General features: G+C 63.2%; 21 protein-coding genes and 1 tRNA gene. 17 read left to right on the top strand and 5 right to left on the bottom strand.

Annotated features, from left to right (window positions below; genetic code table 11):
• Positions 1-14: 14 nt before the first annotated feature.
• From GT590_RS01270 to GT590_RS01260, 3 genes are read left to right on the top strand one after another with little or no spacing between them, the layout of a single operon-like run.
• A complete protein-coding gene (locus GT590_RS01270) occupies positions 15-665 on the top strand; it encodes an MptD family putative ECF transporter S component (RefSeq protein WP_009305545.1) in 651 nt (216 codons plus the stop codon).
• A gap of 1 nt (position 666) precedes the next feature.
• Positions 667-1,437 (top strand): energy-coupling factor transporter transmembrane protein EcfT, encoded by a 771-nt coding sequence (locus GT590_RS01265; RefSeq protein ID WP_009608920.1) that lies wholly within the window; start codon positions 667-669, stop codon positions 1,435-1,437.
• A complete protein-coding gene (locus GT590_RS01260) occupies positions 1,434-2,930 on the top strand; it encodes an ABC transporter ATP-binding protein (RefSeq protein WP_009608943.1) in 1,497 nt (498 codons plus the stop codon). The genes GT590_RS01265 and GT590_RS01260 overlap by 4 nt, the downstream gene beginning before the upstream one ends.
• A gap of 403 nt (positions 2,931-3,333) precedes the next feature.
• On the opposite strand, the gene GT590_RS01255 is transcribed toward GT590_RS01260, so the two are convergent.
• Both GT590_RS01255 and GT590_RS01250 read right to left on the bottom strand, forming a co-directional pair.
• Positions 3,334-4,293, bottom strand: coding sequence for a nucleotidyl transferase AbiEii/AbiGii toxin family protein (locus GT590_RS01255; protein ID WP_009305542.1), 960 nt, complete (start codon positions 4,291-4,293; stop codon positions 3,334-3,336).
• Entirely contained in the window at positions 4,290-4,916 is a 627-nt protein-coding gene (locus GT590_RS01250) for a type IV toxin-antitoxin system AbiEi family antitoxin domain-containing protein (RefSeq protein ID WP_009608951.1), read from the bottom strand. Before GT590_RS01250 ends, GT590_RS01255 begins: the two co-directional genes overlap by 4 nt.
• Before the next feature lie 372 nt (positions 4,917-5,288).
• On the opposite strand from GT590_RS01250, the gene GT590_RS01245 reads away from it, so the two are divergent.
• From GT590_RS01245 to GT590_RS01235, 3 genes are all read left to right on the top strand, one after another.
• A tRNA-Gly gene (locus GT590_RS01245) sits at positions 5,289-5,363 on the top strand.
• Between the two features lie 54 nt (positions 5,364-5,417).
• Entirely contained in the window at positions 5,418-6,074 is a 657-nt protein-coding gene (locus GT590_RS01240) for an HAD family hydrolase (RefSeq protein WP_009305434.1), read from the top strand.
• Between the two features lie 12 nt (positions 6,075-6,086).
• Positions 6,087-6,566, top strand: a complete 480-nt coding sequence (locus GT590_RS01235) for a VanZ family protein (RefSeq protein WP_009305433.1) — start codon at positions 6,087-6,089, stop codon at positions 6,564-6,566.
• Here GT590_RS01235 and GT590_RS01230 read toward each other — a convergent pair.
• Positions 6,563-6,838 carry a helix-turn-helix domain-containing protein gene (locus GT590_RS01230; RefSeq protein ID WP_009305432.1) on the bottom strand — a complete coding sequence of 92 codons (276 nt, stop codon included), beginning with the start codon at positions 6,836-6,838 and terminating at the stop codon, positions 6,563-6,565. The genes GT590_RS01235 and GT590_RS01230 overlap by 4 nt on opposite strands.
• Before the next feature lie 390 nt (positions 6,839-7,228).
• On the opposite strand from GT590_RS01230, the gene GT590_RS01225 reads away from it, so the two are divergent.
• Together GT590_RS01225 and GT590_RS01220 are read left to right on the top strand one after the other, a co-directional pair.
• Complete coding sequence (locus tag GT590_RS01225; RefSeq protein WP_015761530.1) at positions 7,229-8,824, top strand: LCP family protein; 1,596 nt, start codon at positions 7,229-7,231, stop codon at positions 8,822-8,824.
• 175 nt (positions 8,825-8,999) lie between these two features.
• A complete protein-coding gene (locus GT590_RS01220) occupies positions 9,000-10,862 on the top strand; it encodes a GGDEF domain-containing protein (RefSeq protein WP_161170798.1) in 1,863 nt (620 codons plus the stop codon).
• Here the strand turns inward: GT590_RS01220 and galE are convergent.
• A complete protein-coding gene (gene galE / locus GT590_RS01215) occupies positions 10,859-11,965 on the bottom strand; it encodes a UDP-glucose 4-epimerase GalE (RefSeq protein ID WP_347496711.1) in 1,107 nt (368 codons plus the stop codon). The two genes, GT590_RS01220 and galE, sit on opposite strands and share 4 nt — an antisense overlap.
• 989 nt (positions 11,966-12,954) lie before the next feature.
• On the opposite strand from galE, the gene GT590_RS01210 reads away from it, so the two are divergent.
• Positions 12,955-14,367, top strand: a complete 1,413-nt coding sequence (locus tag GT590_RS01210) for a phosphoglucosamine mutase (RefSeq protein WP_161170797.1) — start codon at positions 12,955-12,957, stop codon at positions 14,365-14,367.
• Between the two features lie 78 nt (positions 14,368-14,445).
• On the opposite strand, the gene GT590_RS01205 is transcribed toward GT590_RS01210, so the two are convergent.
• The gene (locus GT590_RS01205) at positions 14,446-14,901 is read right to left on the bottom strand and encodes a hypothetical protein (RefSeq protein WP_114538362.1); all 456 of its coding nucleotides are present in this window, start codon (positions 14,899-14,901) and stop codon (positions 14,446-14,448) included.
• Between the two features lie 105 nt (positions 14,902-15,006).
• Here GT590_RS01205 and GT590_RS01200 point away from each other — a divergent pair, with 105 nt between their 5' ends.
• From GT590_RS01200 to GT590_RS01165, 8 genes are all read left to right on the top strand, one after another.
• Positions 15,007-15,261, top strand: coding sequence for a hypothetical protein (locus tag GT590_RS01200; protein ID WP_009305426.1), 255 nt, complete (start codon positions 15,007-15,009; stop codon positions 15,259-15,261).
• 11 nt (positions 15,262-15,272) lie between these two features.
• Positions 15,273-15,695: a nickel-responsive transcriptional regulator NikR gene (gene nikR, locus GT590_RS01195; protein WP_009305425.1), complete on the top strand. Its 423-nt coding sequence runs from the start codon at positions 15,273-15,275 to the stop codon at positions 15,693-15,695.
• A gap of 226 nt (positions 15,696-15,921) precedes the next feature.
• Entirely contained in the window at positions 15,922-16,944 is a 1,023-nt protein-coding gene (gene hypE / locus GT590_RS01190; RefSeq protein WP_086414156.1) for a hydrogenase expression/formation protein HypE, read from the top strand.
• Positions 16,945-17,189: 245 nt separating this feature from the next.
• The gene (locus GT590_RS01185; protein WP_009305423.1) at positions 17,190-17,378 is read left to right on the top strand and encodes a 4Fe-4S binding protein; all 189 of its coding nucleotides are present in this window, start codon (positions 17,190-17,192) and stop codon (positions 17,376-17,378) included.
• A 377-nt stretch (positions 17,379-17,755) separates the two neighbouring features.
• Positions 17,756-19,666 carry a molecular chaperone DnaK gene (dnaK, locus tag GT590_RS01180; RefSeq protein WP_035584576.1) on the top strand — a complete coding sequence of 637 codons (1,911 nt, stop codon included), beginning with the start codon at positions 17,756-17,758 and terminating at the stop codon, positions 19,664-19,666.
• 5 nt (positions 19,667-19,671) lie between these two features.
• Positions 19,672-20,388, top strand: a complete 717-nt coding sequence (locus tag GT590_RS01175) for a nucleotide exchange factor GrpE (RefSeq protein WP_086414157.1) — start codon at positions 19,672-19,674, stop codon at positions 20,386-20,388.
• A gap of 77 nt (positions 20,389-20,465) precedes the next feature.
• Positions 20,466-21,413, top strand: coding sequence for a DnaJ C-terminal domain-containing protein (locus tag GT590_RS01170; RefSeq protein ID WP_009608498.1), 948 nt, complete (start codon positions 20,466-20,468; stop codon positions 21,411-21,413).
• The gene (locus GT590_RS01165) at positions 21,413-21,805 is read left to right on the top strand and encodes a heat shock protein transcriptional repressor HspR (protein ID WP_009305419.1); all 393 of its coding nucleotides are present in this window, start codon (positions 21,413-21,415) and stop codon (positions 21,803-21,805) included. The genes GT590_RS01170 and GT590_RS01165 overlap by 1 nt, the downstream gene beginning before the upstream one ends.
• Positions 21,806-21,816 lie beyond the last annotated feature (11 nt).

Here is a 21,816-nt window from a genome sequence, read left to right as displayed (position 1 = left end):
AAAGAGAGGTCGATATGGAACATTCGCCTTATGAGACGTCGAAGTCCCGCAAAGGGGCCGCGTTCGAGATGTGGGGCGTCAAGGAGGTCGTCACCGCGGTGCTGTTCAGCGCCTTGATGATCGTCGTCATGTTCGTGGTGGGGTCGGTTACCATGCTGGGTGTGGATTTCTCCATGCTGTTCATGGCGGCGACGTACGTTTTGGTGGTTGCGCCGTTGTACATGCTCATGGTTATGAGGGTGAACCGCTTCGGCGTCACGGCGTTCTACGCGTGCGTGATGGCGCTGGTGTACCTCATGTTCGGAAACCTGTGGTACATGCTGCCGTTCTACCTGGTGGGAGGTTTGGCTATCGATGCGCTGTTCCTGCGCACGGCCGCGCAGCGGGCTAAGCCGAACCGCATCGTAGCGGCGTGGGCGACGTTCAGCGCGCTGTACTCGCTGTCGTCGATCATCCCCATACTGGTCAACCTTCAGGGGTACCTGCAAGAGCTTGCCGAAGTGAGGATGATGGGCGAGGAGTACGTGAACGCGTACCTCAAGTACTACGGGAATGCAGAATGGATCGTGTTCATAGTCGCTCTCACGGCGTTCGCCGGATTCCTGGGAGCCCTCGTGGGCAAGCGTCTGATGAGGAAGCACTTCCTGAAGGCAGGGGTGATCTGACGTGGAGGAGGGCATCCGAAACGAGCGGTTCTCATCGGGCGCTCGCGCCGTCGGGCGTTCGGCGACGGCGCCCGACGGGGAGCGGTTCTCCATGGCGACGAAGTCCATCGTGCTGGCTGCGACGATCGCGACGGTTTCCCTGGTGGACAGCGTGCGGCTGTCGCCTGCGCTGACCTGCTTTTTACTGCTTTACCTTGCTGCATGCGGACAGCGTTCCATGGCTTTCAAGATGCTGGTTTTCTACGCGGCGCTGTGGGGCGCGTGCCTGGCGCTTGCATACGGGAAGATGACCGTGATCGTTTTCTCGCCGGTTCATTTTTACGCCGCGATCAAAACCTATCCCATCATGGTTGCGTTCTTCGCGGTGGCGCTTTCCCCTCCGGGGCTTATCAGCGCCGCGTTGGCGAAGGCTCGTATTCCGAAGCGCCTGATCGTGGGCGTGCTCGTGCTGCTGAGGTTCTTCCCCACCGTTCGCTCGAGCTTCCGGCGTTTGTCCGAGTCGTGCAAAAGGCGCGGGGTGCTTTCGGCGGGAAACGTCGCGCGCAGCCCCGTTCAGGCGCTCGAGCATGCGCTGGTTCCCTTGATGTTCTCGTTGGTGGACAGCTCCGACCGCCTTTCCGCATCCGCCATCGCCCGCGCCGCCGAAGCGCCGACCAGGCGGACGAGTTACTATCGCAGTTCTTTCGGAGTGGCGGACGCGGTTTGCCTGACGGCCGTCGCGACGGCGCTGGCTGCGTGCGTCTGGGTTGTGCGGGGAGGGTGGTTCGGATGACCGGCGATCTTGTCGCGCAGCTGAAAGGCGCGAGCTTCTCGTACTACGGCGCTCCGGAAACGCTGCATGCCGTGGATTTGGACGTGCATGCCGGCGAATGCGTCGTGCTTATGGGCGCGTCGGGCAGCGGTAAAACCACGATCGTGCGCGTCTTGAACGGCCTGGCCGGGGGCTACTATCGCGGCAGCGTTTCCGGCGACGTGTTCTTGGGCGGGCTCTCTGCGCGCGATATGGAGGCGTGGCGAAGAGCCGAGCTGGTGGGAAGCGTGTTTCAAGACCCGACCGCCCAGTTCTTCTCCAGTCAGCTGGCGGGCGAGGTGGCGTTCGGGTGCGAGAACATCGGCTATCCCGCCGAGGAGGTGGTGAGGCGCACCGATGCGGCGATCGGCCGTTTGGGTCTGGACCGTTTGCGCACGATAGCGGTGGACGAGCTTTCCAGCGGGCAGAAGCAGCGCGTGGCTATCGCCTCGTCGCTTGCTCCTGCGCCGAGGCTCGTGGTGATGGACGAGCCCTCTTCGAACCTCGACGAAGATGCGGCTCAAGAGTTGGGCGCGGTGCTGATGGAGCTGAAGCGGCAGGGCTACGCGCTGGTGGTGGCCGAGCATCGCATCTCGTACCTGATGGAGTGCGCCGACCGGTTCTGCTATATGGAGGCCGGGCGGATGCGGGCGGTTCTCTCGCGCGACGACGTGTTCGCCATGGAGGGCTCCGAGCGCGTTGCCATGGGGGTTCGCAGCCCTGCTTTCGTCCCCCGGCCTTCCTTGAAGCCTGCGCCTCTTGCCGCGGGGCCCGCGCGGGAAGGCGAGCGGGCCGTGTCCGGCGAAGCTTTCGGCGCGCGTCTGGAAGCCGCGTCCCTGGAGGTGGACGGCCTGGCCGTTTCTCGCGGTGGGAATCTGCTGTTCTCCGATGTCTGCTTCGCCGTGGAACCGGGGCAGATCATGGCTCTGACGGGAAAAAACGGCGTGGGCAAGACGAGCCTGGCGCAGGTTGCGGTTGGCTTGGGCCGACCCGACGAGGGCTGCGTGCGCGTGGGAGGGCGGAAGCTGTCCCGGCGGGAGCTGCGTCGCCGCGTGTGGTACAGCCCCAACGACGTGAGCATGGAGTTCTTCTCTTCCCGGGTTGACGAAGAAGTGCTCTTGTTCTCGGATCAGGACGACGCGGCGCGCCGCTACGCCGATCATGTGCTGGGCCGGTTGGGCCTGGCCGAGCTGGGGGATAGGCATCCGTCCTCGCTGTCGGGCGGCCAGAAGCAGCGGCTGTCCATTGCCTGCGGGCTGGCGTCGAGGCGGTCGGTGCTCATCCTGGACGAGCCCACCAGCGGGCTTGACGCCCTCAGCATGCGCCGGTTGGCCGACGCGCTGCGTTGCGCAGCCGAGGAGGGGGCGGCCGTGGTGGTCATCACGCACGACAACGAGTTTATGCGCGAGTGCTGCACCCACGTCTTCGCGCTCGAAGGCGCAGGTGCGGACGAGGACGAGCGCCGCGCGCGTTGACGGCAGGAGGGGTGGGGAGCTGGGAGCGTTTCACGTGAAACATCCGGGCGCCCGGGTGCCGCCCGTCCGGGCGTTCCGTTTTCTCGTAAGGATGTTTCACGTGAAACATTCCTCGCGCTCCAGGGCCGCTTGTCCGGGCCGCATGCGAGCAAGGCGAGCCGCCCGTGATGGCGAAAAGGCATCGAATTCGGAAGAGGCCGCGCGCCTTCGCCGCCCGCGGCGCGCGGTCGCGGAAGCTCGCCTCCCTTCGACCAGGCGCTATGCGGAAGAAGGGTTTCCGGTGCATCCAGAGCCCGGCGCAAAACTTCCGAATTCGATGGTTTCTTGCCATGGGGAGAGCCCTCTTCTGCCGCCGCGTCGGCATCGTAGCGGTCCGCATACCACTCTACCCGAAGAGATCGTGTCAGCAATCGTGCAATAGTCGGAGAAGCTCGGAGGTGCGGCGTCCATCCTCGCCATGCTCGAGGACAAGGCCTTCCCAACTCAGACTCTCGTGATCCCAATGCAGATCGCCAGCCTTTCGAGCCAAAACAGGATCGAACAAACTTGCGGCAAGTGCTTCGGCCGCCGCGATGTCGGAGAGCTCGGAAGAAAGACCGGTACGGCTAACCAGCTTCTTGAAAGCGCCCTCGTACAGCTGCTTCCATTCATCCGGCACCGAGAACCTGTCAGGGAGCACTATTCCGCGTGCGCCCGCCTCGCTGCGCACCCGCCTGCAGAGTTCGCCGCCATCGATATCGACGGTAGTTGCGTAGATCGCAACGTCGACGAGATCCTTTATGCGAGACGAAGGTTTGCCGTCGTGCGTCTCGACCATGGCGCAGAGCTTGTCGGCGAGGGAGTTCGCAAGGGGATACACGCGGTAGTCGAACATCGGAACGCCTGCAACGTCGATCCTGTCGGCCGGCGTCACTATCTCAGGCTCTCCGCAGGCAACGCGGTCGGCCACCAAATCTATCGAGACCTCCTGCAGCCGCTTTCCTCCAAGCAAGGGCACGAAGGCGACCTTGAGCCCCGATCGGTACTCGTCCTCGACCTTGATCGGCACGGCTCCTACGAACTCGAAGACCACGAAATCGCCGAGATCGGCTTCTGCGAGGGCTCTGAGCTCGGCGAGCGCGGCGTCGAGGTCTGCCTCCTCCGAAAGCAGGTCGATATCCCGGGTGGCGCGCGCGTCCATGGTGCGCGCCAGCATGCTCTGGCCGCCTTTGAGCATGAAAGGGGAGTCAGGCTTGCTGAACACGCGACATAAGAGCCTGTGGAAGTAGAAGCCGGAAACGGCTCTGCCGGTTTCGAGGGGAGAAGCCTTGGCCGCGGCCTTTATAGCCATTTCCAGAGCTGCCGGGGTCTTGCACACCATCATGCCTCCCCTCCGAAGAGCCGATCCATCGTCTTTCTCTCCCTGGCGGAGGCCTTCGCTTCCGCCGCAAGACGCTCGAGCTTTTCCGTATCGAGCCCCTTCGCCCGAGCGTCGGCAAACGCGTCTTGCACAAGCGACGGCTCCTCGCCGTCCAGGACAAGGTCTACGAGGGTTCGCTCGGCTCCCGTCACGGGTATGCCTTCGATGAAGGACACGTCGTCACGGGGTACGCCGCGTATGCCGAACCTTGCCTCGGCGTTGCGGGAGTTGATGCGCCTCGGGGCGAGGATACGGTAGGGGGAGAGGTAGAAGTCCCCGATGCCGAGAATCGATGCGGCCGTGCTTCCCGCAACGGTGACGCCGTCCCATTCGCCAGCCTGCATCCGCTCGTGCGTCATCTTCGCGGGATCGGTGAGCTTCCAGAGGGCCGCCAGGTCGTCGAGCTGCGATGCCGGCACCCCGGCCATCCGATACGCCCCATGGGCGACGCGCACGAGCCTCCCCGCCTCGCATGCTTTGGCGATCGCATTGCGGGGGATGCCGAGACGCTCGGCCTGCGCTGTGGTGAAAACGCCTTCCGAAGCCGAGAGCTCTTCTATCGCAGAGGTGTGGCGGTTCTTGTTCATGTTTCAATTGTATCGAAATACGATACTTTTGCAACATCTCTTAACGTAGCTTGGTGTTGCTCAGGCGTCTTTGCGTTCGACAGGTTCGTCTCCAGCGATGATGCTCGTAAGCGGTCGGAGAGGGATTGGGGCGGCTCGCTGGACAAGGCGAGAGCGGTGAAAGTTGCTTCGGCTAGAAACACGAAGCCCGTGTCTTCTTATAGGTTTTCGGAAAACAGCTGGCATCGCTGCGACGGGCTGGCAGGATGCGTGGAGGCGGCAACAGCGCGTCGTGCTCGCTCTGTTCGCCGCGTCATAGGTATTCGTGGTCTGTGCGCGAATTTTCGTTACTGTTTCTCACTTCGCGCATCTTGCGCTATAATCCTCAATCATGCGGGTGTCGCCAAGTGGTAAGGCCCAAGCTTCCCAAGCTTGTATTCGCGGGTTCGAGTCCCGTCACCCGCTCCATGAACCTACGATCCAAGCTTCGGCTTGGATTTTTCATTTAGCGAGGAGATTGACATGGCTCGTTTCGATACCTTTGTGTTCGACCTTGACGGCACGCTTCTCGATACGCTGCCCGACCTGGTGGTTCTGACGAACGCCGCCTTGAACGAGCAGGGCTTCCCCAGCCGCACGGCCGACGAGATCCACAGCTTCGTGGGCAACGGAGCCCGCGCGCTCATGTACCAGGCCGTGCCCGCCGATGCTTCGCCCGAGCAGGCCGAGGCCGCCATGCGCCGCTGGATGGAGCTCTATCCCGTCATCGGGAACAAGCTGACGAAGCCCTACCCGCATATGGAAGAGACGCTGGCTGCCCTCGCCCAGCGCGGCATCGGCCTGGGCGTTCTGTCCAACAAGTTCGACCAGGGCGTGCATGACGTGATCGACGCCTATCTTCCCGGCTTGTTCCCGGTGCAGTATGGCGAATGCGACGAGATTCCGCGCAAGCCCGACCCCACGGGGCTGCTGCGCTGCATCGACGAGCTGGGGTCCGCACCAGCCCGCACGGCGTACGTGGGCGATTCGCCGGGGGACGTCCTGGTGTCGCGCAACGCCGGCGCGTTCGCCATCGGCGTGTCGTGGGGCTATCACCACGCCGACGCCTTGCGTAAGGCGGGCGCGGACGTCGTTATCGAAGACGCGCGCGAACTGCTGCAGTTCGCGGTCGAGCGCTAGGCGGCGGGCATTATGGAGCATCAGCCGTCGACCCTCTCCAATCAGCCCCGCCCGTCGAAACGGTTCGTCATCGTCAGCTGGGCTCTCGTGGCGGCGTGGGCGTTCCTCATCTTCTTCATGTCTTCGAACACCGGCACGGGTCTCAACACGGGGCTCGGCATCTTCTCCAGCATCTACCGGGCAATGCAGGCCGTGCAGGAGCAGCTGCTGGGGCCTGGGGTGGACGCGCTGTCGTCCATCGCGCACTTCTGCGAGTACACGATGTTCGGCGCGCTTCTGGCCAACGCGCTGCGCTGCCACATGCCGCTGCGTCGTGCGTGCCTCATCGCCATCGCCTGTGCCAGCTTGTACGGGGTGAGCGACGAGGTTCATCAACTGTTCGTGCCCGAGCGCATGTGCGACCCGGTGGATTGGATGGTGGATACTGCGGGCAGCGCGCTGGGTTCCGGGATCGCGTACGCGGTGCTGCGAAAAAGAGATGCCCGCTCTTAGTAAAAGCGCGCGTGTCGCACCGCAGCGACGGGGGAGCTTGCTTTCCGATGGGCGATTTCGTGGCGGATGTCCTCATCGCTGTGCTTCGCCAGCAGGAAGCTCGGTGTCGTGGCAAGGGAATCCGCCAGTTTCGTGACGACGGATAGCCGTACGTCCGCCGTGCCGTCCTCTATCCTATTGAGCAGCGGGCGACCTATGCTCACCATGAGCGCGAGGCGCGTTTTCGTGATGTTGCTGTACGAGCGCATGCGTCTGACGTTCTCGCCAAGCACGGGAGAGAACCTGCTCTGATCAGGCTCGTCATCATTCAGCGGACTATGTTCGTGCTCGGCTTGCATGTCCACTAGAGTACCGGCGTGCGAGCAGAAGGCTGTAACCGCATGAATACGTTTCGGTTCATTTTTAGAAAATGTGCGGTTTGTACCCAGCCCATGCCTATTTTATGATGGTAGGTCAACGATGCTACAATATCTGCCATACGTGAGAATCTATGCGCGTCGACCTCGGGTTATGTTGCGGAAATGGTGTAATCGCCGGCGAAAGCGGGTTCTCGTAGGTATGAGAAAATGAAGGCTTCGACAATCGAAGCGCTGTGTCGCGAGGGGTACGCGACGTACGGTGCCTGCTTTGGCAGACGTGTTCGGAGTCGATGAGGAGACCATATGGCGTCAAGAAACTCTCGAACGAACCGTAAAGAAGCGCGCTCATCGCGGGCTCCTCAGTCTGCTCGCGCCGTGCGGTCTGCCAAGGCCGCGCAGTCGGGTCGCATCGCCCCGTACAGCCAGGCAAGCGCTTTCTCCCGCGATGCGTATGGCGATGGCTCTTCGTACCGTGCGGCCTACACGCCCGGCAGCCAAGGTTCCGGCGCGAACGGCGCGTACGCCCGGCAGACTGCGGCAAGTCAATATTCGCGCAACAATCCAAGCTACTCGGCAGCCCGCAAGAAAGCCGGGCGCGGCAAGAAGATAGCCCTCGGCGTGATCATCGCGATTCTCGTGGTGGCCGTGGGGGGCGGTTCGGCGTTCGCCTTGTGGAAGAACTCCGTCAACGAGAAGCTGATCAAGGGAAACAAGTCTGACGAAGAGATCATGGCCATCAACGATGCGCTCAAGCCTGAAAAGGACATGACCTTCACCGAGCCCTTCTACATGATCCTCATCGGCACCGACGAGGCCGAGGACAGCACCGAGGACATGCATCGTTCCGACACGAACATCGTGGTGCGCATCGATCCTGCAAAGAACCAGGCCACGATGGTATCCATCCCCCGCGATACGAAGATCGACATCGACGGCTACGGGACGAACAAGTTCAACGCCGCTTACGCTTACGGCGGCGCTGCCGGAACCATCCGCGAAGCGAATCAGCTGCTGGGCATCGAGATATCGCACTACGCGGAAGTGAACTTCGGCAAGTTGAAGGAATTGGTCGACGCAGTCGGCGGCGTGGACGTCGAAGTGACCGAGCGCGTCGATGATCCCGACGCAGACGGTACCACGGCTCATCCCGAGTGGCCGCGCGTCATCATCGAGGAAGGCGAGCAGCACCTCGACGGCAACCAAGCGCTGGTGTTCGCGCGCAGCCGCGCGTATCCCGACGGAGACTTCACGCGCACGGCGAACCAGCGCAAGCTGATCATGGCCATCGTCAACAAGGTGCTGGCACTGAACACCGCCGAGCTTTTGGGTGCGGTTCAAGCAGCGGCCAACTGCGTGACCACGGATCTTGCGGTGGGCGATATCGCCGCGTTGGCCCAGCAGTTCCAAGATGACGGCGATCTTACCATCTACTCTGCGATGGTTCCTTCTACCACGGCGATGATCGGCGACGTATCGTACGTCATCAACGATCCCGTGGCGACGAAGGAGATGATGAAGCTGGTTGAGGCTGGAGAGGATCCGAGCTCGGTTGTCTCGTCAGGATACGTTGATCCGGGCGACACCACAGGCGGTGCCAGCACGTACGGCAACGGTTACGGCAGCACTGGTTCGGGCGCCGGCAACGGCGCAGGAAACACCAATTATTACGATCCGGGCTACACCGATGCATCGGGAACCGGAGGGGCTAACAACGGCGGCTATGTTGATAACGGTTACGTTGACAACGGTTACGTTGACAACACCGGCGGAGCGGGTGGAACCGGCGGGTACGACAATGGAACTATTGCTGGCGGTGCGGGCGGTACCGACGGTGCAGGCGGATACGACCCCGGCTATACCGATCCGGGCGCCTACGACGGGACGGCATCCGCTGCTTAGCCGGCGTCTCGTTGGGATTCTCGAACTGCGCAAGCGGCATCGGCTTCGATCGATGCCGCTTTTTAATCGGCTCCTCAACCGGTAGGTTGAGCTTCGGCTCTCCTGTTGAGTTTTCGTACCCTCTGCGGGATACTGGTGATCACCGGTTGCAAAGACGGATGGGGCTCGCAAAGACATGAGCGACGTACACAATCACGAACATGCGAAAGAGAACAAGGGCGTCGGCCCTGCCAGCTCTTTGCGCACCGTGATAGGGGTGATCGTCTCCATCATCGCGGTTTGCCTCGTGATGTTCGCGATCTTCCGCGTCTACTCCAACGAGCTCAGCGACGAATTCTACGATTTAGCCAGCGTCAGCATGGACGACTACACGGCTGCGCAAAAGGTGGAAGTCGAGTCGTTCATCAGCGAGGTGAGCTCCGTCATCTCCACCATGTGCGTGTTGGCCGAGTCCCCGGACATCGATCCTTCCGGCTCGACGTTCGCTGCGTATCTGGAGGAATGGAACCAGCAGGGGTCGTTCCAGGTTACCTATACTCCAATCGAGGAGCTGGAGCAGGGCGTTGCGAGCAATCGCAACGAGCGAGACGAGGAAACGCTTCGGCATCTGTACGCAGGCGAGACGGTGGTGTCCGACGTGCGCAAGTCGAACCGCCTGAACGGCTACTACTTCAGCATAGCCAAGCCCGTCAATCGCGACGGGCGCGTGGTCGGCGTGCTGCGCAGCATCGTGAAAGCGGAGAAGCTTCTGGATACGAGCCAGGCGAGCTCGCAGGTTACGCTGCTCGGCACGCTGCTGATCAAAGAGGACGGAACCGTCGTTCCCGTGTCGAAGGAATTCGAAGGTTATGAGGGATCCACCCTGTACCAGGTGCTTGAGGGAAGGGGCGTGTCTTCCGATCAGATCGCCGATGTACGTGCCAGCATCGAGAACGAGCGAGATGTGGCAACGGTCATGTTGGGCAAGCAGAACGGCTACATGACCTTTCTCACGTCTATTCGCCTCGATGTGAACGATTGGACTATCGTGAACTTCACGCAGGAAAGTTCGTTGGTCGAGCATTCGGAGAGCATTCTGCGTTTGACGGTGTACACGGCTGCGCTGCTTATCGTCATCAGCGCGGCGGCATGCCTTGCCGTGGCGCTGGTGGTTGGCCGCATCCGCAAAAGGGCGCGTCGCAGAGCGGAGCGTTACGAGGTCCTCGCTGAATTTTCCGACACGGTGCTGTTCGAGTATTCTTATCCGCGCGACACGCTTGAGCTGACGCCGAATGCGCGCGGGATGTTCTCCCTCAGCTCCCTTTCAGCCGAAGGCTACCTGGCCAAAGGCATTCCTCTCATCGATTTCCTGGAAGATGATTACAAGCGTGTCCGGATGGCGTTCGAAAACCCTGCGCCGCCGAACGAGCTGCGCACCATCACCTGTCGCGCACGCGTGTTGTCGGGCGAATATCGTTGGTTCTCGTTCACGTGCCGGTATCTGTACGAAGGTTCCCAGCCGTACATGGCCGTGGGAAAGATCGTCGACATCACGAAACAGCGCGAAACCGAAGAGCTGCTCACGCGCAAGTCGCAAATGGACGGGCTGACGAAGACGTTCAACAAGATGGCGTTCCAGGAGAAGATGGCGGCATTGCTGCCCGAGACGGGCAGGGGCTTGCTGTTCGTGATCGACATGGATCGATTCAAGCAGGTCAACGACGAATACGGTCACAGCATGGGCGACCGGGTTCTGGAAGAGGTGGCGCGTTCGTTGCTCGACGTGTTCCGTCATCGCGATCCGGTGGGGCGCGTCGGCGGCGACGAGTTCGTGGCGTTCCTCGTGGGCGCAAACGACGATGCGGTTATCGAAGCGAAGCGCGAGGCTCTGAGTTCGTTGATCGCAGAAGCCTCGCGCTCGTTGGGGGTGCCCATCGCTTTGAGCGTCGGGGTGGCGCGCTATCCTCAGGATGGCGCTACCTATCAGGAGCTGTTCGACGCGGCCGATCGGGCCATGTACGACGAGAAGAACGAGGGCCGCGTCGAGGATTCGGTCTAGGCCCGAGCGGTCGCGTAGCCGTCCGGGTTCTGCGACTGCCAGCGCCATCCGTCGGCGCACATGCGGTCGAGGTCGTACTGCGCGACCCAGCCCAGCTCGTCGCGCGCTTTGTCGCAGGCCGCGTAGTTTACAGCTACGTCGCCCGCGCGACGCGGCTTGATCTGGTAGGGCAGCTCGCGTCCGCAGGCGCGCTCGAAGGAATGTACCACGTCCAGCACGCTGGAGCCCGTGCCGGTTCCCAGATTGAAAATGCCCACGCCGCGACGCGTGCCGTCCGCTGCCGGTTCGCCCGCCATGGTGCCGGCCGTTTTCGCTTCGCCGGTGCCCACTTTGCCGCCCATCCAGTCGAGCGCCGCCACGTGGCCGCGCGCAAGGTCCACCACGTGGATGTAGTCGCGCACGCCGGTGCCGTCGTGCGTGGGATAGTCGTCGCCGAACACGCCGACGCTTTCCAGCTTGCCTACGGCCACCTGCGCAACGTAGGGCAGCAGGTTGTTGGGGATGCCCTTGGGATCCTCGCCGATCAGGCCGCTCTCGTGCGCGCCGATGGGGTTGAAATAGCGCAGCAGCACAACGTTCCATTCGTCGTCGCCCACGTACAGGTCGGTCAGCACCTGCTCCAGCATGGACTTCGTCCAGCCGTAGGGATTCGTGGCGTCGTGCTTCGGGCAATCCTCGGTGATGGGGATGAACTCCGGCTCGCCGTACACCGTGGCGCTCGACGAGAACACGAGGTTCTTCACGCCGTGCGCGCGGGCCACGTCGCACAGGGCCAGCGTGCCCGCGAAGTTATTCCAGTAGTATTCCAGCGGCTTCTGCACGCTTTCGCCCACGGCCTTGAAGCCGGCGAAGTGGATGATGGCGTCCACGTCGTTCTCGGAGAAGACGCGGTCGAGCGCCGCGCGATCGAGGATGTTCGCCTCGTAGAATTTCAGGCGGTCGTCGTTTGCCGCCAGGCCGGTGATCTGTCGCACCCGGTCAAGCGCGAGCTCGCTCGAGTTGCTCAGGTCGTCCACAACGACCACGTGGTAGCCCTGATCCAGCAATTCGACGCAGGTGTGACTTCCGATGAACCCGGCTCCGCCCGTTACGAGCACGCAGATATCGGCATGATCCTTGGCCAAGCTCTTGTTCGCCATTGAAGCTCCTCTCGGTACTGACTGTTGCCATAGTAGCAGGTGGAACAGATCGCGCGCAAATTCAGCAAAAGGCACATGGCCCGCGTTCCGCTCGGCGGCAAGGCCGCACGGGCTCGCGCGGGGCCCCGTGCGGCGCCGCGGGAAGCCGCACGAATGTTTTACGTGAAACATTCGGAAAAGGCAGGAATATTATTCTTGACACAGGATAATAAACGTCGTAAAGTATGACTCGTGGACACACCGACTCCAACGGTTCTCCTCGTTTCACTCGTCCAAGCACAGGCCGCTTCCCCCCGCGGCCTGTGCTGCTTTCGGAGTCATTTTGCGCGACGTGCGCCCGTTGCGCCTGTGCGCCTTCTCCTTCGCCTCTCGGTCCGCCCCTCGCCCTCGGAGCATGCCTTCCTCGGTTTCTGCATGCGAAACAACAGTTTCGGTTCCTTGCTTGGCGCATCATGCTCGGGATTGCCTTCCTTTGCGGGCGCCTTAGTCAGCCTGCTCGCTCGAAATGGCAAAAAGCAACCGAATTCGGAAATCATCCCGTCTTTCGGGCAAACTTTTCGCGCGAAGGCGAAAGGGGTCTCGCCTGTAACCTGGTGCTCTGTGCGGCGAGCGTTTTCGGCGTGACGTCGGCGCGTGTAAGGCACGACTCCGGGCTTCCGAATTCGATGCTTTTTTGCCATCGGAGGCCTCGTCGGATGACCGGCATCGCATTTGGCGAAGGAAAATAGAGGCGGATGGGTCGTCCGTTGCTGTGCAGGTCGTCCGTGCTGTATGTGCTCGTCGTCGTATCAGGACGGCACGGGTTTTGTTCGGGGAGGCTTTACATGCATTTCGTGTTCGGGCGAGTGTTTCACGTGAAACATCCGTTCCCCTGTCTATTTTGCGACGAAACCGCGCCTTGCTCGGCCGATTGACTATACTGGTGAGCAACAGGCTTTGAGAAAGGAAGCTCCGTGGCAGAAATTCATTTCGGAACCGATGGATGGCGAGCCATCATCGGCGAGGACTTCACCAACGACAACCTCGTGCGCGTCATCGACGCGGCTGCGCGCGTGTTCAAGGAGGACGCGGTTGCAGCCGGCCGTCCGGCCGACGCGCCCGGCACCCTCATCGTCGGTCACGATTGCCGACAGGATGCGCACGCTTACGCGCAGCTGGCGGCCGAGGTCGCGGCGGCGCAGAGCTTCCGCGTGCTGCTGACGCAGGACTACTGCCCCACGCCCACGCTGTGCTGGTCGGTGGCGCAGAACGCCGACGCGGTGGGCGGCATCATGCTGACCAGCAGCCACAACCCGGCTGAGTACCTGGGCGTGAAGCTGCGCATGAGCGACGGCGGCGCGGCGGGCAAGGAGTTCACCGACCGCGTGGAGGCCGCGTTCTCCGACGCGCCCACCGACGCGCGCGGTGCGTTCGAAACGGTCGACCTCATGACCCCGTACCTCGCCACCTTGAAGGAGCGCGTGGACGTCGAGGCCATCCGCAACGCCAACCTGCGCGTGGTGGTGGACCCGCTGTACGGCGCCGGCCGCATCTATCTGGCCGAGCTGCTGCGCGACCTGGGCGTGGAAGTGTGCGAGATCAACAACGCCGAGGACCCGACGTTCGACGGTCTGCACCCCGAGCCCATTCCGCCCTGGGTCGACCGCTGCATCGCGAAGGTTCCCGAGCTGGGCTTTGACGCCGGCTTCATCAACGACGGCGACGCCGACCGCATCGGCGCGGTGGACGAGCACGGCAACTTCGTGAACCCGCATCGCATCATCACGCTGCTTACCTCGCACCTCGCCGAGGACAAGGGCCTCACCGGTCGCGTCGTGTCCACCATCACCGCGTCGGCCATGCTGGCGCGCCAGTGCAAGCGCCTGGGCCTGGAGCTGACCAGCACGCCGGTGGGCTTCAAGTGGATCTACGCCGAGATGGAGAAGGGCGACGTCATGCTGGGCGGCGAGGAGTCCGGCGGCATCGGCATCCCCAGCCACGTCATGGAGCGCGACGGCTTGCTGATGGCGCTGCTTCTGTGCGAGACGATGGCGCAGCGCGGCATGAGCCTGGGCCAGCTGGTGGACGATATGTTCCAGAAGGTGGGCAAGCTGGAGTTCGAGCGCCAGGGCCTCACCATCACCGACGAGCAGATGGCGAACTTCCGCGCCGAGATCGTGCCGAACTACGCGCCCGCCGAGATCTGCGGCAAGCGGGTGGTGGATGTGGATCGTCGCGACGGCGTGAAGTTCTACCTGGAAGGCGACGCATGGGTGATGATGCGCCCCTCCGGCACCGAGCCGCTCGTGCGCATCTACGCCGAAGCCGAGACGGTGGACGAGGTCCACGACCTCCTGAAGGCCGCCGAAAGCGCGGTCGTGTCCTAAACGAAGAGCGAAGCGAATGTTTCACGTGAAACATTTGTACGCAGAACGCCCCGGGGCATCGAGCTTTCGGGGCGTTTCCTATTCTCCGAAGCGGGGCAGCTTCTTGAGCAGCGCCCAGGCGATCTGCTTGTCTTGCCCGTCGTCGAGCATCGCGTCGAAGTCGCGGAATGCCACCACGCTGCGCCCGAACGCGCGGCCGGGCTTCCCCAAGGGAACCTCGCAGCGGTACGCGCGTCCCAGTGCGGCGGCCGCTGTCGAATCGGTCGCGATCAGACAGAGCGGGTCGAGCCCCTCCACCAGCAGGAACAGCGCCTGGTCGTCCAGCCCTTCCACAGCGGCGAACGTGCACGCGCCGCTTCCGTATCCCAACGAAGCCATCGCGCTGTTCAGCGCCGCGCGGCTGCGTTCGCTCGATCCGCTCCCGCTCGCTACGCACACGAGCGCCGACCGCGCCCCATCGAGGTGCTCGGCGAACAGCTCCCACGCTTCGTCGAGAGCCACTTCGTACATGTTACCATTCGCAGATTTTTTCACACGATCCCTTGCGGTCGAGATAGGTTCGCCGTATAACCGTAATGATAGCAAGAAACGCCCGCCGCGGCATGGGCGCTGCGGCGGCATCACGATAGGAGAGTGCGTATGTGCACGAACGGAATCAACACAGGGCAATTCGAGCAGATGATCGAGCAGATCGACGACCATATCAAGTTGGAGCGTCGCTGGGCGCACAACCTGGGGCATATGGCGGGAGACGCCGGCTTCGCCACCGTTTCCGAGAAGATGCATGCCGCCCAGGCCATGCTGGACGACGTGCGCGCGCTGCTCGACGAGGCCAAGGATGCCCTCGAGGACGATGCCGAAGCTTCGGCGAACGTCACCGTCAACCTCGTGTAGGCGCCGCACGTATGAGCAACGATCTCATGCGCTTCTCGGTGGCCATGCCCGAGGAGCTGCTCGTTCGCTTCGACCAGCTGGTCGCGCGTCGCGGGCTGGCGAAAAACCGCAGCGAAGTGGTGCGCGACCTCGTGCGCGACGCGTTGGTGGAGGACGAGTGCTCCACGCCGGGCATGGAGGTGGTGGGCACGTTGACCATCGTCTTCGACCATCACGCCAGCGACTTGCAGGAGAAGCTGCACGCCATCCAGCACGATTACTTCGAATCCATCATCTCGTCCATGCACGTGCATCTCGACGCGCACCATTGCCTTGAGGTCATCGTGCTGCGCGGCGAAACGGGTCTCGTGCAGGACATCGCGAACCTCATCCTGGGCACGAAGGGCGTGAAGAACGGTCGTCTCGTGGTCACCACGACGGGGCAGCATATATAGGTATACGGTTCCGGCGGCCTACCGGCTATCGGAACGGGTCGACGCTGCGGCTTCCCGTGGCGCCCGGTCTCGCCATTTGTTCGCTTTCCCTTGCGCGCGAAGCGCGCGCGGCCGCGAAGCGGAGCGATCTCGGGCGCCGCGGAAACCCTCGTCGGCTTTGCAGGACGGGCGGTGTTTCACGTGAAACATTCGTTCGCATCGACTCATGAGAAGGGCAAGGAGCTTTATGGATACCACGGTCATGCTGGGGCACGGCAGCGGCGGGACGATGATGAAGCGCATCATCGACGATGTGTTCTTCGCCGCGTACGCCGGCGACGAGCTGCTGCGCGGCGACGACGCGGCGGTGCTGCCCGCGCCCGCTCCGGGCGAGCGGCTGGCGTTCTCCACCGACAGCTTCGTGGTGACGCCGCATTTCTTCCCGGGCGGCGACATCGGACGCCTCGCCGTGTGCGGCACGGTGAACGACGTGGCCACGAGCGGCGCCGTGCCGCGCTACCTCAGCTGCGGCTTCGTGCTGGAGGAGGGCTTCCCCATCGAGGATCTCAAGCGCATCTGCGCCTCCATGGCGGAATGCGCGCAGGAGGCCGGCGTGCATCTGGTCACCGGCGACACGAAGGTAGTGAACCGCGGCCACGGCGACGGCGTGTACATCAACACGAGCGGCGTGGGCACCATTCCCGAAGGCGTGAACCTGGGTGGCGCGCAGTGCAAGCCGGGCGACAAAGTGCTGGTCACCGGCACGCTGGGCGATCACGGCATCACCATCATGAGCTGCCGCGAGAGCTTGAGCTTCTCGGCCGACCTGGAAAGCGACGCGGCCCCGCTCAACCACCTCATCGCCGAGGTGTTGGCGGCGGCGCCGAACACGCGCTGCTTCCGCGACCCGACGCGCGGCGGCCTGGCCTCCACGCTGAACGAGCTGGCTGCCCAGTCGAACACGGACATCACGGTGGAGGAAGACGCCATCCCCGTGAAGCCGGCCGTGCGGGGCGCGTGCGAGATGCTGGGCTACGACGTGCTGCAGGTGGCGAACGAGGGCAAGATGGTGTGCGTTGTGGCGGCCGAGGAGGCCGACGCGGCGCTCGCGGCCATGCGCGCGAACCGCTACGGCGCCGGTGCGGCCATCATCGGCGAAGTGTCGGCCGTCCGTCCCGAGCGCGGCTCCAAGGTGTTCCTGCGCACGGCGTTCGGCGGCACGCGCATCCTCGACATGCTGGTGGGCGAGCAATTGCCGCGTATTTGCTAGAAGCTCTCCATGCAGCACCCTCATGCGTATGGAAGAGAGCGCTGACATGCGCAAAGGCCTTCGATAGCGCCTTTCGGGGCATGAAAGCGGCGGCGCTTTCGATAGAGAATTTGCCGCCGCACCCTGAGAAATTCGCCATTTCTTCTTGCATTTGCGGACAACAATGGTATCTTGCGGGCATAAAGTTTTTGGGGAAGTGACCCGACGCATCCCGTCGGAATGCTTTAGACGAGAAGGAGTTAACTATGTCTCACCCGGTTATCGAAGCCGATGAGTGCATCGGTTGCGGCATCTGCGTCGATGCCTGCCCGCAGGAAGTGCTCGAAGTGGTCGGCGGCGTCGCTGAGGTCGTGAACGAGGACGCCTGCATCGCGTGCGGCGACTGCGTCGAGGAGTGCCCCATGGGTGCGATCCCCGAGGTCATCGAGGACTAACCTCCCGCTCGATTCGCTTTCGACAAGCGCAACGAGAACCCCTGTCTCTTTCATGAGGCGGGGGTTCTTTGCGTTCGGGAAACAAGTGCGTGGAAGCGGCGTAACGGTGCGGCGCGAGAGGAGCGCAATAGGCATTCGATAGCTATAGTTTGGGACGTTAACAAAACTTATATGACAAATTGGTAACTAACTTGACAGCATGAGACTTAGATTATATAGTCCAATTTGTCGAAGCGAGGTTGAGCTTGCGGATCGCATCTCCAAGCCGCCGCCCTTCGTCCACCGAGTGCGCCCTCAGGGCGTGCTTTGGCGCATAAACAGAAACCGACTGCTAACGACTTACTTAGGTAACAACTCCAACAGAGAGGAAGCAGATAATGAGCAAGATTCTTGGCATCGACTTGGGCACGACGAACTCCGCCATGGCCGTCATGGAGGGTTCCGAGCCCGAAATCCTCGTGAACGCCGAGGGCGACCGCACCACTCCGTCTGTCGAGGGCTTCCGCAAGGACGGCGAGCGCGTCGTGGGCAAGGCCGCGAAGAACCAGGCCGTCACGAACCCCGAGAACACCGTGTCGTCCGTGAAGCGCTTCATCGGCCGCTCCTACGACGAGACGCCGGAAGAGCGCAAGACCGTCAGCTACAAGCTGCAGAAGGGCAAGGACGGCCGCGCGGTGGTCGACATCGACGGCAAGGACTACACGCCGGAGGAAATCTCCGCCATGGTACTGCAGAAGCTGAAGAACGACGCCGAGAAGCAGCTGGGCTCCCCGGTGACGCAGGCCGTCATCACGGTGCCCGCGTACTTCAACGACGCGCAGCGCCAGGCCACGAAGGACGCCGGCAAGATCGCGGGCCTCGAAGTGCTCCGCATCATCAACGAGCCCACGGCCGCCGCGCTGGCCTACGGCCTCGACAAGACCAACAAGGATGAGAAGATCCTCGTCTTCGACCTGGGCGGCGGCACGTTCGACGTGTCCATCCTGGAGCTGGGCGACGGCGTGTTCGAGGTTGCGTCCACCGCGGGCGACAACCACCTGGGCGGCGACGACTGGGACCAGCGCATCATCGACTGGATGGCCGACAAGTTCCAGGCCGAGAACGGCATCGACCTGCGCCAGGACAAGATGGCTCTGCAGCGTCTGAAGGAAGCCGCCGAGAAGGCGAAGATGGAGCTGTCCTCCACCACGCAGGCGAACATCAACCTGCCCTTCATCACGGCCGACGCCTCCGGTCCGAAGCACCTCGACTACACGCTGACGCGCGCCGAGTTCGAGCGCATCACGAAGGATCTGCTCGACCGCGTGAAGAAGCCCGTTGAGCAGGCGCTCAAGGACGCCGGCCTCAAGACGGGCGACATCGACGAGGTCATCCTCGTGGGCGGCTCTACCCGTATGCCCGCCGTGCAGGACCTCGTGAAGAAGCTCACCGGCAAGGAGCCGAACATGTCCGTGAACCCGGACGAGGTCGTGGCCATGGGTGCGGCGGTCCAGGGCGGCGTGCTGGCCGGCGACGTCGAGGGCATCTTGCTGCTCGACGTGACCCCGCTGTCGCTGGGCGTGGAGACGATGGGCGGCGTGATGACGAAGATGATCGAGCGCAACACCACCATCCCCACCCGCAAGACCGAGATCTACTCCACCGCGTCCGACAACCAGACGTCGGTCGAGGTGCACGTGCTGCAGGGCGAGCGCCAGATGGCCTCCGACAACAAGACGCTGGGCAAGTTCCAGCTCACCGGCATCCCGGCTGCGCGCCGCGGCGTGCCGCAGATCGAGGTCACCTTCGACATCGACGCCAACGGTATCGTGAACGTGTCGGCGAAGGACCTGGGCACCGGCAAGCAGCAGCAGATCACCATCTCCGGCTCCACCGCGCTGAACGACGACGAGGTCGAGCGCATGGTGAAGGATGCCGAGGCCCATGCCGAGGAAGACGCTAAGCGCAAGGAAGAGATCGAGGTTCGCAACAACGCCGACGCGTTGGTGAACGCCACCGAGCAGACGCTCCAGGAAGTGGGCGACAAGGCTCCGGCCGACGTGAAGTCCGCCGCCGAGGAGGCCATCGCCGAGGCGAAGCAGGCGCTCGAGGGCTCCGACATGGACGCCATCAAGGCCGCGACCGAGAAGATGCAGCAGGCGGGCTACAAGCTGGCCGAGGTCGTGTACTCCACGCAGGGCCCGGACGCCGCTTCGCAGGCCGCTGCCGCCGAGTCCACCCCGGCCGATGACACCATCGAAGCCGACTACGAGGTCGTCGAGGACGACGACAAGAAGGAAGGGAAGTAATCGCTATGGCCCAGCCCAACCAGCCCACGCCCGAGCGCGCGGCTCAAGGCGCAGGCAAGAGCATTCCCATCGAAGACGACCGTCCTGCGGATGCGAAAGCCCAGCCGCAGGCCCAGCCCGCCGACGCGAGCGGCAGCAAGGAAACCCCCTCTTCCGACGCTGTCGCCGCGGAAGCGGCGCCGCAAGGCGAGGCGATCGAGGCCGAGGTCATCGAAGACGCCGGCCCTTCGGCTGACGAGCAGGTGGCTCAGGCCAAGGCGGAGGCCCAGGATTGGCAGGACAAGTACCTGCGCCTGCACGCCGAGTGGGACACGTATCGCCGCCGCACCACCGAGCAGCGCGAGGTCGAGAAGGCGCGCGCGACGGAGAAGCTGGTCACCAGCCTGCTGCCCGTCATCGACGACTTCGAGCGCACCATCGACTACGCGACGAAGAACGGCGAAGGCGGCCTGTTCGACGGCGTGAAGGCCGTGCATGCGAAGCTCGTCGACGTGCTGAAGAAGGACGGCGTCGAGGTCATCGACCCGGCCGGCGAAGCGTTCGACGCGCTGGAGGCGCAAGCGGTGGCCACGGTGGACGATGCCAGCGTGCCCGACGAGACGGTGTCCGAGGTATACCAACGAGGTTACAAGATGGGAACGAAAGTTCTCAGGCCTGCAATGGTAACCGTCACCTCCGGCGGTCCCAAACGGGAGAAACCGCAGGAAGACGCGGAAAAGTAAAAGCAAACGACCAGAGCGGGCAAGGCCAAGAGGCTGCCCGCTTTTGGTTTACTCGATAGATTGAGGAGGTGGAGCGGATGGCGGCGACTCCGGACTATTACAAGACGCTGGGCGTTCCACGCACGGCGACGGCCGATGAGATAAAGAAGGCCTTTCGCAAGCTCGCGCGCACCCATCACCCCGACGCCGGCGGCGACGAGGCGAAGTTCAAAGAGCTGAACGAAGCGTACGAGGTGCTGTCGGACGACAAGAAACGCAAGCTCTACGACCAGTACGGCACGGCGAACGAGAACCAGATCCCCCAGGGCTGGGGCGGCGGCTCGGTCAACGTCGAGGACATCTTCGGCGGCGCGGGCGGCGGCTTCGGCAGCTGGGCCGACATCCTGGAAAGCATCCGCCACGGCGAAGGCGCGTTCGGAACGGACTGGGACTTCAACGATATGTCCGGTTTCGGGGGCGGCCGCCAGCCGCGTCCGCGCAAGGGCCAGGACATGAACGTCACCCTCAACGTGACGTTCGACGAGGCCTTCAAGGGCGCCGAGAAGCGCGTGACCGTGCGCGTTCCCGGTCGCGGCGAGTCCGAGACGCTCACTGTGAAGATCCCGGCGGGCGCCGTGGACGGCGGGCGTTTGCGTTTCAAGGGCAAGGGCGGCCCGGGCGAGAACGGCGGTGCTGCAGGCGACCTGCTGATCACCACCAAGATCGATCCGCATCCGTACTACACTCGTAAAGGCGCCGACGTGCTGATGGACGTGCCCGTGAGCGTGGCGGAAGCTGCACTGGGCGCCAGCGTGGTGGTTCCCGCGCCCGACGGCACGAAGGTGCGCGTGCGCGTGCCGAAGGGCACGCAGGACGACACCGTGCTGTCGGTGAGGGGCAAAGGCGCCCCCAAGGTGAAGGGCGACGGCTCGGGCGACCTTAAGATCACCGTGAAGGTGGTCGTGCCCAAGGAGATGAACGAAGGCCAGAAGAAGGCCATGGAAGATTATTTAGCGGCTACGACCGATGATGTGAGGAGCTGGTGATGAGCGACCGAACCGACCGCAACCGCCCGCTGTACATGATCAGCGTGGCCGCGCAGCTGGCGGGCGTTCACCCGCAAACGCTGCGAGCATATGAACAGAAGGGGCTCGTATCGCCCCAGCGCACGAGCGGCAACACCCGCATGTACTCGCCGGCCGACATCGAGCGGCTCGAGCTGATCAACGAGCTGACGAGCGAGGGCATCAACCTGGCGGGCGTCATCCGCATTCTCGACCTCCAGGGCCGCCTGGAGGAGCGCGACACCGAGCTGGACGACCTGCACAAGCGCGTGCGCCGTCTGGCCGATCGCGTGCACGAGCTTGAAACGCGCGAAAGCGTGAACGCCCTCGTGCGCGTATCCGACTTACCGACTGCTTTGCGGCAGCTGCCCTAAGCGAAGGAGGA

This window comes from Eggerthella sp. BIOML-A1, from assembly GCF_009875595.1.
In the GTDB taxonomy this organism is placed as follows: domain Bacteria; phylum Actinomycetota; class Coriobacteriia; order Coriobacteriales; family Eggerthellaceae; genus Eggerthella; species Eggerthella lenta.
This window is presented reverse-complemented; position numbering and strand designations above follow the sequence as displayed.

Bases quoted from the DNA above. Each gene is read 5' to 3' on its own strand.
- GT590_RS01185 (WP_009305423.1), top strand. From the start codon at position 17,190: ATGTCTCACCCGGTTATCGAAGCCGATGAGTGCATCGGTTGCGGCATC.
- GT590_RS01240 (WP_009305434.1), top strand. From the start codon at position 5,418: ATGGCTCGTTTCGATACCTTTGTGTTCGACCTTGACGGCACGCTTCTC.
- GT590_RS01225 (WP_015761530.1), top strand. From the start codon at position 7,229: ATGGCGTCAAGAAACTCTCGAACGAACCGTAAAGAAGCGCGCTCATCG.
- GT590_RS01260 (WP_009608943.1), top strand. From the start codon at position 1,434: ATGACCGGCGATCTTGTCGCGCAGCTGAAAGGCGCGAGCTTCTCGTAC.
- GT590_RS01175 (WP_086414157.1), top strand. From the start codon at position 19,672: ATGGCCCAGCCCAACCAGCCCACGCCCGAGCGCGCGGCTCAAGGCGCA.
- dnaK (WP_035584576.1), top strand. From the start codon at position 17,756: ATGAGCAAGATTCTTGGCATCGACTTGGGCACGACGAACTCCGCCATG.
- GT590_RS01200 (WP_009305426.1), top strand. From the start codon at position 15,007: ATGTGCACGAACGGAATCAACACAGGGCAATTCGAGCAGATGATCGAG.
- GT590_RS01270 (WP_009305545.1), top strand. From the start codon at position 15: ATGGAACATTCGCCTTATGAGACGTCGAAGTCCCGCAAAGGGGCCGCG.
- GT590_RS01170 (WP_009608498.1), top strand. From the start codon at position 20,466: ATGGCGGCGACTCCGGACTATTACAAGACGCTGGGCGTTCCACGCACG.
- GT590_RS01255 (WP_009305542.1), bottom strand. From the start codon at position 4,293: ATGATGGTGTGCAAGACCCCGGCAGCTCTGGAAATGGCTATAAAGGCC.
- GT590_RS01165 (WP_009305419.1), top strand. From the start codon at position 21,413: ATGAGCGACCGAACCGACCGCAACCGCCCGCTGTACATGATCAGCGTG.
- nikR (WP_009305425.1), top strand. From the start codon at position 15,273: ATGAGCAACGATCTCATGCGCTTCTCGGTGGCCATGCCCGAGGAGCTG.
- GT590_RS01250 (WP_009608951.1), bottom strand. From the start codon at position 4,916: ATGAACAAGAACCGCCACACCTCTGCGATAGAAGAGCTCTCGGCTTCG.
- GT590_RS01235 (WP_009305433.1), top strand. From the start codon at position 6,087: ATGGAGCATCAGCCGTCGACCCTCTCCAATCAGCCCCGCCCGTCGAAA.
- hypE (WP_086414156.1), top strand. From the start codon at position 15,922: ATGGATACCACGGTCATGCTGGGGCACGGCAGCGGCGGGACGATGATG.
- GT590_RS01220 (WP_161170798.1), top strand. From the start codon at position 9,000: ATGAGCGACGTACACAATCACGAACATGCGAAAGAGAACAAGGGCGTC.